The sequence below is a fragment of the Roseococcus sp. genome (assembly GCF_965227005.1).
Classification (GTDB): Bacteria; Pseudomonadota; Alphaproteobacteria; order Acetobacterales; family Acetobacteraceae; genus Roseococcus.
In genome coordinates, this window is record NZ_CBDDFJ010000023.1 from 93,788 (window position 1) to 103,860 (window position 10,073).

General features: G+C 69.9%; 11 protein-coding genes. 10 read left to right on the forward strand and 1 reads right to left on the reverse strand.

The features are described 5' to 3' along the window. Positions 1–7: 7 nt before the first annotated feature. The 10 genes from hpnI to ACO057_RS13235 all read left to right on the forward strand — a co-directional run bounded on the left by hpnI (position 8) and on the right by ACO057_RS13235 (position 9,901). Positions 8–1,144, forward strand: coding sequence for a bacteriohopanetetrol glucosamine biosynthesis glycosyltransferase HpnI (hpnI, locus tag ACO057_RS13190; RefSeq protein WP_421992405.1), 1,137 nt, complete (start codon positions 8–10; stop codon positions 1,142–1,144). After that, entirely contained in the window at positions 1,141–1,983 is an 843-nt protein-coding gene (gene hpnK, locus ACO057_RS13195) for a hopanoid biosynthesis-associated protein HpnK (protein ID WP_421992407.1), read from the forward strand. The genes hpnI and hpnK overlap by 4 nt, the downstream gene beginning before the upstream one ends. Before the next feature lie 17 nt (positions 1,984–2,000). Continuing rightward, positions 2,001–2,786, forward strand: coding sequence for an SDR family oxidoreductase (locus ACO057_RS13200; RefSeq protein WP_421992409.1), 786 nt, complete (start codon positions 2,001–2,003; stop codon positions 2,784–2,786). A 54-nt stretch (positions 2,787–2,840) separates the two neighbouring features. After that, a complete protein-coding gene (gene folB, locus ACO057_RS13205; RefSeq protein ID WP_421992411.1) occupies positions 2,841–3,254 on the forward strand; it encodes a dihydroneopterin aldolase in 414 nt (137 codons plus the stop codon). 1,337 nt (positions 3,255–4,591) lie between these two features. Continuing rightward, positions 4,592–6,484, forward strand: coding sequence for an excinuclease ABC subunit UvrC (uvrC, locus tag ACO057_RS13210; protein WP_421992413.1), 1,893 nt, complete (start codon positions 4,592–4,594; stop codon positions 6,482–6,484). 5 nt (positions 6,485–6,489) lie between these two features. Beyond that, the gene (gene pgsA, locus ACO057_RS13215) at positions 6,490–7,110 is read left to right on the forward strand and encodes a CDP-diacylglycerol--glycerol-3-phosphate 3-phosphatidyltransferase (protein WP_421992415.1); all 621 of its coding nucleotides are present in this window, start codon (positions 6,490–6,492) and stop codon (positions 7,108–7,110) included. Between the two features lie 64 nt (positions 7,111–7,174). Next, complete coding sequence (locus ACO057_RS13220) at positions 7,175–7,792, forward strand: hypothetical protein (RefSeq protein WP_421992417.1); 618 nt, start codon at positions 7,175–7,177, stop codon at positions 7,790–7,792. 4 nt (positions 7,793–7,796) lie between these two features. Next, complete coding sequence (gene moaD / locus ACO057_RS13225; protein WP_421992419.1) at positions 7,797–8,048, forward strand: molybdopterin converting factor subunit 1; 252 nt, start codon at positions 7,797–7,799, stop codon at positions 8,046–8,048. 2 nt (positions 8,049–8,050) lie between these two features. Further along, the gene (locus tag ACO057_RS13230; protein ID WP_421992421.1) at positions 8,051–8,494 is read left to right on the forward strand and encodes a molybdenum cofactor biosynthesis protein MoaE; all 444 of its coding nucleotides are present in this window, start codon (positions 8,051–8,053) and stop codon (positions 8,492–8,494) included. A gap of 120 nt (positions 8,495–8,614) precedes the next feature. Continuing rightward, positions 8,615–9,901, forward strand: coding sequence for a hypothetical protein (locus tag ACO057_RS13235; RefSeq protein ID WP_421992423.1), 1,287 nt, complete (start codon positions 8,615–8,617; stop codon positions 9,899–9,901). Here the strand turns inward: ACO057_RS13235 and ACO057_RS13240 are convergent. Continuing rightward, positions 9,808–10,062, reverse strand: a complete 255-nt coding sequence (locus tag ACO057_RS13240; RefSeq protein ID WP_421992425.1) for a hypothetical protein — start codon at positions 10,060–10,062, stop codon at positions 9,808–9,810. The two genes, ACO057_RS13235 and ACO057_RS13240, sit on opposite strands and share 94 nt — an antisense overlap. Positions 10,063–10,073 lie beyond the last annotated feature (11 nt).

Sequence of the window (10,073 nt, forward strand, 5' to 3'; positions counted from 1 at the left end):
CCCACATGTGTCCTGGTTCGCGATCCCTCCCATGCTTCTGGCGCTGGCCGGCGCCGGCCAGGCCTTCGCCGCGCGCCGCGCGCTGCGCCGCCTCGCCGCCACCCCCGCCCCGGCGGGCCCGGCTTTGGCCGCCAGCGTGCTCAAGCCGCTGCACGGCGATGAGCCTGGCCTGGCCGCGAACCTCGCCGCGACGCTGGGGCAGTCCCACGCCGCCTCCTGGGAGGTGCGCTTCGGCGCCGCCGACCCCGCCGATGCGGCGCGGCCTGTCGCCGAGGCGGCCATGGCGGCAAGCCCGACCCCCTCCTGCTTCCTGGCCGGCGGCGCCGTGCTGGGCGCCAATCGCAAAGTCTCGCAGCTCGTCCATCTGGCGGCCGGGGCCGAGCACGGCGCGCTGGTCGTCGCCGATGCCGATATGCGCTGCCCGCCCGAATGGCTGACGGCCGTGACCGCCCCCCTGGCCGATCCCGCCACCGGCCTCGTCACCTGCCTCTATCGCGGCGAGGCGGCCGATGGGGGCCCCTGGTCGCACCTGGCCGCGCTGGGGATCGACTGGCACTTCCTGCCCAATGCCGCCTTGGGCGAAAGCCTCGGCAAGGCCCAGGGCTGTTATGGCGCGACCATGGCCCTGCGGCGCGACACCCTGGAGCGGATCGGCGGCTTCGAACCCCTGCTGCCGCTGCTCGCCGACGACCATGCGCTGGGCGCGGCAGTGCGCGGACTTGGGCTGCGCGTCGAAATTTCGCCGGTCATCCCGGTGCATGTGATGCATGAGCCGACGCTCGGCGCGCTCTGGGCGCATGAGCTGCGCTGGGCGCGGACCCTGCGGCTGCTGAATTTTCCGGGATTTCTGGGCCTCGGCCTCACCCATCCCCTGCCCTGGGCGCTGCTCGCGCTCCTCGTCGCACCGGGCTTCTGGACGCTGGGCGCGCTGGCGATCGCGCTGGCGGCGCGCCTCGCTTTGGCCTCGGGCGTCGATTCCTCGCTGGGCGTGACCGGCGGATGGCGGCGCTGGGCCTGGCTGCCGGCGCGCGACCTGCTCTCCTTCGCCCTCTGGCTGACCGCCCTGGCGCGGGGAAAGGTCGCCTGGCGGGGCCGCAACTACCGCATCGGCCCTAAGGGCGAGATGGTCGAGGACGCGCGATGAGGCGCCTCATCCTCAATGCCGACGACCTCGGCCTCGCCGCCGAGACCAATGAGGGCATCGAGCGCGCCCATCGCGAGGGCGTGCTGACCGCGGCCAGCCTCATGACCGGCGAGGCCGGCTTCGAGGAAGGCGTGCGGGTGGCCCGCGCCAATCCGGACCTCGCGGTCGGGCTGCACCTGACGCTGACGGATGGCGTGCCCACCCTCCCTGCCGCGCGCATCCCCGCGCTGACCCAGAAGAACGGCCGCTTCCGCGACGACATGGCCGGGATGGGGCTGACGCTCGCGATCTCGCGCGCGGCCCGCGCCGAGCTGGTGGCCGAGGTTGCCGCCCAGGTGGCGCGCTTCCGCGAGACCGGCCTCGTTTGCGACCATGTGAACGCCCACAAGCACTACCACCTGCATCCGAACATCGCCGCCGCCCTGATGCGCGCCGCGGCCGGGGTGCCCTGCCTGCGCCTGCCCTGGGAGCCGGGTCACCTCGTCCGCGCGGTGGAGGCCGATGCCCCCGGCACGGGCGAATGGGCGATCCGCCCCTGGTGCCGCGTGCTGCGCCGCCGCGCCGCGAGACTGGGGATGGTCGCGCCCGATCGCGTGGTCGGCCTCGCCTGGTCGGGCCATTTCACCGCCGAGCGGCTGCTCGGCGTGCTGCCGCACCTGCCCGAGGGCGTGACGGAGCTCTATTTCCATCCCGCGACGTCCGGCGGATTCCCCGGCAGCGCTCCAGGCTACGACTACGCCGGCGAGCTCGCCGCCCTCACCGATCCCCGCGTGGCCGAGGCGCTGGCCGGCGTCGCGCGCGGCGGCTACACGGCGATGCTCTTGCCGAACGCCGCCTGAGACCGCAGGAAGGCGAGGTGAGCCTCCTCCCCATCCGCGAAGACATTCCGCGCGTCGCCCTCGTCACCGGGGGCGCGAAGCGGCTGGGCCGTGCCATCGCCCTCGCTCTGGCCGAGGCGGGCTTCGACCTGGCCCTCCATTACAACAGCTCGGTCGAGGAGGCCGGGGCGCTGGCCGGCGAGATCGCGCGCCTGGGCCGGCGCTGCGCCATCTTCCAGGCCGACCTCATGCGCGAGGCCGAGGTCGCCGCGCTGCTGCCCCGCGTGCGCGCCGAGCTCGGTCCCGTTGGCGTGCTGGTGAACAATGCCAGCGCCTTCGAGCGCGACGAATGGGACGACGCCACCCGCGAGGGCTGGGACGCGCATCTGGAGCCCAATCTCCGCGCACCCTTCGTCCTCATCCAGGACTTCGCCCGCGCCCTGCAAGCGCCGGCCGAGGGCGTGGTGATCAACATGCTGGACCAGCGCGTGCTCTCGCTGACGCCGCATTTCGTGACCTATACCGTCTCCAAGGCCGGGCTCTGGGCCCTGACCCAGCAGATGGCCCTCGCTTTGGCGCCCCGCATCCGCGTGAACGGCATTGGCCCCGGCCCGACCCTGCCCAGCCCCCGCCAGACGGCAGCCCAGTTCGAGCGCCAATGCGCCTCGGTCCCGCTTCAGCGCGGCACCACCCCGGCGGAGATCGGCGCGGCCGTGGTGGCGCTGGTGGCGTTGCCCTCGATCACCGGGCAGATCCTCACCCTCGACGGGGGCCAGCATCTGCAATGGGCGCCCGGCGGCGGCGCCGGGGGGATGGCGGAATGACCGGCGCGGACTATGTTGCGCCGCAACACGCGCTGCTGTGCATCGGAACCTGACATGAACGGCGTGACCCCGCCCCTTCCCCTGCCCTCGAACGGCATTCTCAAGCTCCGGCAGGTTTTCGTCCGCGGGCTGGAGTTGCAGGCGCGCCTGGGCGTCTATGCGCATGAGAAGCTCGGGCCGCAGCGCATCCGGGTGCATATCGACCTCGCGGTGGTGGATGAGAGCGCGGAGGTGGGCATCGGCCCCGACGACCTCGGCCGCGTCGTGAACTACGAGCGTGTCGTCCACGCCGCCCGCGAGGCCGTGGCGCGCGGGCATGTGCTGCTGGTGGAGACCCTGGCCGAGACCATCGCCGCCGCCGCCATGGAGGATCCCCGGGTCCGGACGGCGCGGGTCTCGATCGAGAAGCCCGACGCCTTCGCGGATACCGAAACGGTTGGCGTGACGATCGAGCGGAGCCGCGAGTAGCCTTCCGCGGCCCGCGGCTCAGACCGAGTCAAGCGCGGATTCACCAGTCCTGGATTTTATCCACCGCAGCCTTCGGTCGCGGTGATCCTTGATTCGTCGGGATTTTTCGCCGACCCCGCCGAGTCCCGCCGCCGCGGCGTGATTTTTTATTCGGGCAAGATCAATGGCTTAAACCATTGCCCGAAAATCGCTCAGTCTCTGGAAAGCGCAGTGTAACCGCCGCTTTACACCGGCTGTCACCACCATGCCCACAGGGTTATCCACAGGCTTCGGGGACAGTTTTTCTCGTGCTGCCAAATGCTTCCGCATAGGTCGTTGCGCAGGAAAGCGCCTTGGCAAAATCCCTGATCCACGCGTGATCGCGCCGGTCCTGGCACTTCCGTCGGGATCGATGCCGTGTCGGCGCGGCGCCGGGATCATGCATGGGCTCGGCTGCCCGCATATCCGGCAGATCGATTCAAACCCAGGGCTGAGGCCGCATTGCGGCGCCTGGGGCGGCATGCCCCACAAGCTTACCCACAGAAACGGGGGATAGATCGCTGGTTTTCCCGACCGACCGCGCCAAGCGCATGGCTGGCGGGGCCGACCGACGTCGCTGCCATCGCGCCAGCGCGGGACTCTGGGGGCCGCGGCACGTCAAGCCACGGGCAGGAGGAGTCGCGCCCGGCCCAGCCCTGACAAATTCCGGGGGCTGACCTGGATTTGTCTGGATCATCCGCGCCCGATTTCGGATGATCCCTTTCTGTTCCGCGCTCTTATCCCGTCCGGATCATCGCGTTGCAGCGGTGCCCGGTATTTCAGCACATCGATTAAATGCCAGTTCATCCGTGGCGTTCCGCTGCCTCCGGCGCTGTGTCCCACAGCCTTACCCACAAAGATCGGGGATAGAATCACCGTTGGGGAAAAACGGGCCTCCCGAGCGGAAACCGGACCATCCATGACGATCCTGCGGGGCGGCATTCAGGTTGCGGGACGCTAAAGCTACCATTTTTTGACAAGGGCCGTTTTCCGGCACCACCCCCGGCCTGGAAGGCAGAGTCAAGCAAACTCGCTTGTCGCGGCTCAGATTCATCCACCGCTCCGGAAGCGAGTACGGGAAGCCTTGATTCTGCAACAGATTCTCCACATTCCAACCTCTGAGCAAAGAGGTGAAACGAAGAAATCCAATTAAACCAGCCTGTTAGAAAAATGCTTTCGATTCAGGCATATCGACCTAACCCCAGGATAAAGGCCGAGGTTGCCGCCATGGGCACCTTGTCTCCCACAGCTTTATCCACAGGGATCGGGGATAGTTCCAAGCCTTGAGCGAACCACCCCCGACCGATATGCCATCGCGCATGGAAGGCCCTGACGACCGCTCCGAGCCCAAGACGGAAACGAACGGCCTGGCCGTGATCGAGGCGGCGCTCCCGTCGCTGCCGCTGTCGCCCGGCGTCTACCGCATGCTCGATGGCAAGGGCGACGCGCTCTACGTCGGCAAGGCGCGGGCGCTGCGCAAGCGCGTCACCAGCTACACCCAGACCGCGCGCCTGCCCGAGCGACTGCGCCGCATGGTGTTCGAGACCCGCCGCCTGGAGGTCATCACCACCTCCTCCGAGGTCGAGGCGCTGCTGCTCGAAGCCAACCTCATCAAGAAGCTGCGGCCGCGCTACAACATCGTCCTGCGCGACGACAAGTCGTATCCCTGGCTGCTGGTCAGCGACGACCACCCCTTCCCGCAGATCGCCAAGCACCGGGGCGAGCGCCGCAAGGGCGCGGCCTATTACGGCCCCTTCGCCAGCGTCTGGGCGGTGAACCAGACCATCACGGCCCTGCAGCGGGTCTTCCTGCTGCGCACCTGCCGCGACACGGTCTTCGAGACGCGCGACCGGCCCTGCCTGCTTTTCCAGATCAAGCGCTGCTCGGCGCCCTGCGTCGAACGTGTCTCCAGGGAGGAATACGGCGCGCTGGTCACCGAGGCGAAGCAGTTCCTCGCCGGCGAGGTGCCGACCATCCAGAAGCGCCTGGCCGCCGAGATGGAACAGGCGGCCGAGGCCCTGGAATTCGAGCGCGCGGCCTCGCTGCGCGACCGCATCCGCGGCCTCACCCAGATCCAGGGCAACAGCCGCATCAACATGGACGGCGTGGGCGATGCCGACGTGGTGGCGCTGCACATGGCGGCCGGGCAGTCCTGCGTGCAGGTCTTCTTCTTCCGTGGCGGCCGCAACAACGGCAACCGGCCCTACTTCCTCACCCATGCCCGCACCGACATCACCCCCGAGGAGGTGATGGGCAGCTTCCTCGCCCAGCTCTACGACGACCTGCCGCCTCCGCCCCTGGTCCTGCTCAGCCACGAGGTCGAGGAGGCGCCGCTGATCGCCGAGGCCCTGGCCCTGAAGGCCGGCCGCAAGGTGGAACTCCATCGCCCCCAGCGCGGCGACAAGCGCGACGTCGTCCAGCATGCCGAGACCAATGCCCGCGAGGCGCTGGAACGGCGGCTCGCCGAATCCACCGCCCAGGGACAGCTGCTGGACGGGGTGCAGAAGCTCTTCGACCTGCCGGAGCGCCCGGAGCGCATCGAGGTCTATGACAACAGCCACATCATGGGCACCAACGCCTATGGCGCGATGATCGTCGGCGGGCCGAACGGCTTCAACAAGGGCGCCTATCGCAAGTTCAGCATCAAGTCGCAGCTCACGCCGGGCGACGACTTCGCGATGATGCGCGAGGTGTTGGAGCGCCGATTCGGCCGCGCCCTGAAGGAAGACCCCGCCCGCGCCGAGCCCGGCTGGCCCGACCTGGTGGTGATCGACGGCGGCATCGGCCAGCTTTCCTCGGCGCGCGAGATCATGGCCGGCCTCGGCCTGGACGACGTCCCGCTGGTCGGCATCGCCAAGGGCGTGGACCGCGATGCCGGGCGCGAATGGTTCCACATGGCCGGCCGCGAGGCCTTCCAGCTGCCCCCGCGCGACCCGGTTCTCTACTATTTGCAACGACTTCGCGACGAGGCGCACCGCTTCGCCATCAACACCCACCGCGCCGGCCGGGCCAAGGCGCTCACCCGTTCGGAGCTCGACGACGTCCCCGGCGTCGGCCCCAAGGTGAAGCGCGAGCTGCTGAATCACTTCGGATCGGCGCGCGGCGTGCGCAATGCGGGCGAGCAGGACCTCGCCCAATGCCCCGGCGTCGGCCCCGCCCTGGCCCGCCGGATTCACCAGCATTTCCACCCTGGCTCAGGGCAAGCTACATAGGGGCCGTGCCGACCGACCTTCCAAACCTCCTGACCATCTCGCGGATCCTGGCGATCCCCCTTCTGGTCCTTTGCGTCGCGATCAGCGCGCCCTGGGCGGACTTCGCCGCATGCGTCGTCTTCGGCGCGGCCGGCATCACCGATTATTTCGACGGCAAGATCGCGCGGAACCGCAAGATCGTCTCCGATTTCGGTCGCATGCTGGACCCGATCGCCGATAAGCTGCTGGTCGGCGCGGCGCTGATGCTGCTGGCCGGCTTCGGGCGCCTGCCCAACTGGTCACTGCTGCCGGCGATCGTGATCATGCTGCGTGAGATCCTGGTCTCGGGCCTGCGCGAATATCTGGCCGGGTTGAATGTCGGCCTTCCCGTGACGTCGCTCGCCAAGTGGAAGACCGGTTTTCAGATGGGCGCGCTCGGCACGCTCATTGCCGGCGACAGTGGCGCGCAGGTCGTGGGCCTCGGATTCCTGCCGGTCTCGCTGATCGGGGAAATCATGCTCTGGACTGCAGCGGGTCTCACGCTTGTGACGGGCTGGGATTATTGGATTGCCGGCCTACATCACGTCTCGGAGCGCGAGGCTGCCGCAGCGATGGATTCGACGAAGGGTCCCGGGGCGAGACCTTGAGACTGTGGGCACCTGAGCGCATGTTGCATTGCGACGGGGTTTCGGGAGTTTGATGATGCGGTTGATGAGTTCGGGACCGAAAGCGGTGCTCTTGCTGGGTCTCGGCATGGCCTTGTCCGGCTGCGCGCGGTTCGAGTCGGGCTTCGCCTCGACGACGGGCTGGATGTCCCAGAGCTATGGGCCGAGCTGGGGCGGCATGCGCCCCGCCATGCCCACGGACAGCCTGACGGTTCAGCGCATCCAGAATCGCGGCACGGCCGAGGTGCTCCCGGCCCTGCGGACCGAGCCCGGCGACGTCTGGCCGCGCGAGGAGGCGCCGCGCGCCACCCTCGCCAATCCCGAAGAGGCCCTGCGCGGCTTCCGCACCGGCGAGGAGATTCCGCCCCCTCGCCGCGCCCGCGGCAGCGCCGCCCCGGCCGATCCCGTCGTGACCGGAATACCGCCCCAGCCCGCCTTCGATCCGCCGCCGGCCCTGCCGCCGCGCGCGAACCGTACCGACGCGCCCCGCGTCGACGGCCAGACGATCTTCACGCCCCAGGGTCCGGTCACCACCACCGGCGGCAGCAGCCGCGTGCAGACGACGATCTCGCCCCAGGGCTCGGGCGTCGCCATCCGCGACGGCAACACCACCACGATCATCGGCCCGGGCGGCGACGTCCAGCAGGTTCCGACGCCGCGCTGATCCCATGCAGCTGCTCTATTTCGCCTGGGTTCGGGAGAAGGTCGGAGCGGCGGGGGAGGAGATCGCGCTGCCCGAGGACGTCCGCACCATCGGCGCCCTGATGCGGCATGTCGCCTCGCTGAGCCCGCGCCATGCCGAGGCCTTCGCCAATCCTTCCGCGATCCGCGCGGCGGTGAACCAGGACTTCGCCACCGCCGGGGATGCCGTCGCCGATCGCGACGAGGTCGCCTTCTTCCCCCCCGTCACGGGCGGCTGACCATGGCCCGCATCGCCGTGCAGGAAGCGCCCTTCGACCTCGCGGCGGAATCCGCGCTGCTGTCGCAGGGCCGCACGGATGTGGGCGCCATCGCGAGCTTCGTGGGGCTGTGCCGCGCCGACGACGCGCTCGGCGCCCTCGTGCTCGAGCATTATCCGGCGATGACGGAGCGGGCCATGGGCCGCCTCGTCGACGAGGCGCAGAAGCGCTGGCCGCTGACCGGCTGCACCGTTATCCATCGGGTCGGCCGGCTGGAGCCGGGCGCGCCCATCGTGCTGGTGCTGACGGCGAGCGCGCATCGCGCGGCGGCCCTCGAAGCCTGCGCCTTCCTGATCGACTGGCTGAAGACCAAGGCGCCCTTCTGGAAGCGCGAGGAATTCGCCTCCGGCGAGACGCGCTGGGTCGAGGCCAAGGCCGGGGACGACGCCGCGGCCGATCGGTGGTGAGTGCCGCCCTGGCCGTCCTCGCGGGCGGCCTGCTGCTCATCTGGCCGGCTTTCCTGAACGGCTATCCCCCTCCTCTTCAGCGACAGCGGCGCCTTCCTGGCGCAGACGGTCCAGCCGCTGATGATCTGGGACAAGCCCTGGATCTACGGGCCCTTCGCCTGGGTCTTCCACCAGCACGTCACGCTCTGGGGCACGGTGGTCGCGCAGGGGGTGATCGTCTCGCATCTCGTCTGGCTGCTGGCGCGGGTGCTGGGGCGCGCGACGGCGTGGCGACATGTGGCGGTCTGCGCGGCGCTGGCCCTCCTCACCGCCGCGCCCTGGTCGGTCGCGCTGGTGATGCCCGACATCCTGACGCCGGTCGCCGTGCTCTGCGCGGCTCTGCTCGGCTGGGGATGGGACCGGCTGGGCCGCGCCGAGCGCGCCTGGCTGATCCTGCTGGGCAGCGTGGCGACGGCCGCGCATCTGTCCAACCTGCCGGTGATCTTCGCGCTGGTCGTGCTCGCCGCGATGCTCCGCGCCGGAGGGGGCGCCGTCCTGCGCGTGGCAGTTCCACTGGCGGGGGCGGTGTCGCTGCTGCTCGGCACCAACCTCGTCGGGCATGGGCGGCTGGCGCTCTCGCCCTATGGCAGCACCTTTCTCCTCGCGCGGCTGATCGCGGACGGGCCGGGCGCGCGCACCATCGCGGCGCGCTGCCCCGAATCCGGCTGGTATCTCTGCGCCTTCGCCGGACGGCTCGCGACCAATTCCGACGTCTTCCTCTGGATGCCGGACAGCCCGGTGAACCGCGCACCCGACGGCACGCCGATCTTCCTCGGCGGCATGATCCTGGCGCCCGAGGCCAGCGCGATCATCGCCGAAACCCTGCGGCGCGAGCCGCTGGCGGTGATGCGCAACGGCCTCGCCAACTTCGTCGCCCAGCTCCGGCGCAACCAGATCGGCGACACGCTCTCGCGTCACGATATGGGAATGAGCGCCGGGTCGGAGATCGCGAAGGGCTTTCCCTCGGCCGAGCTCGCGCGGTTCGAGGCCTCGCTGCAGGGGCGCGACGCGCTGAAACCGATCGGGCGGATGTTCAATCCGCTCTTCTCGATCGTGCTCCTGCTCGCAACGCCCCTCGTGCTGCTCGCCTGGCGGCGGGCGCATCGGACGCGCGATCCGCGCGCCTTGGGGCTGCTGCTCTGCCTCCTCGTCGGGCTCACGGGCAATGCCCTGGCGACCGGCGCGCTCTCGATGCCGCATCATCGCTATCAGGCGCGGGTCGTCTGGCTGCTGCCTCTGGCCGCGATGATGTTCTGGCCGCGCCCCCGCCGAGCTCAGCTCCTGAGTCGCCAGAGCAGCGCCAGCGCCACCAAAGCCGGCACCGCGAAGACGACCAGCGCGATCGGCAGCTCCTGCATCACGGAATAGCCCGCGCGGCTGACGCCGATCCACATGTTCACCCCCGTGACGACCAGCCAGATGAGCAGGAAGAGCTTCAGCGTGGTGGCCGGCGCATCGACCGCGCGCCCCGCGACGTGGAGGCCCGCCAGCAGGACAAGGCCGCCGCCGATCATCAGGATGGTGTGCATGCGACGCCCCG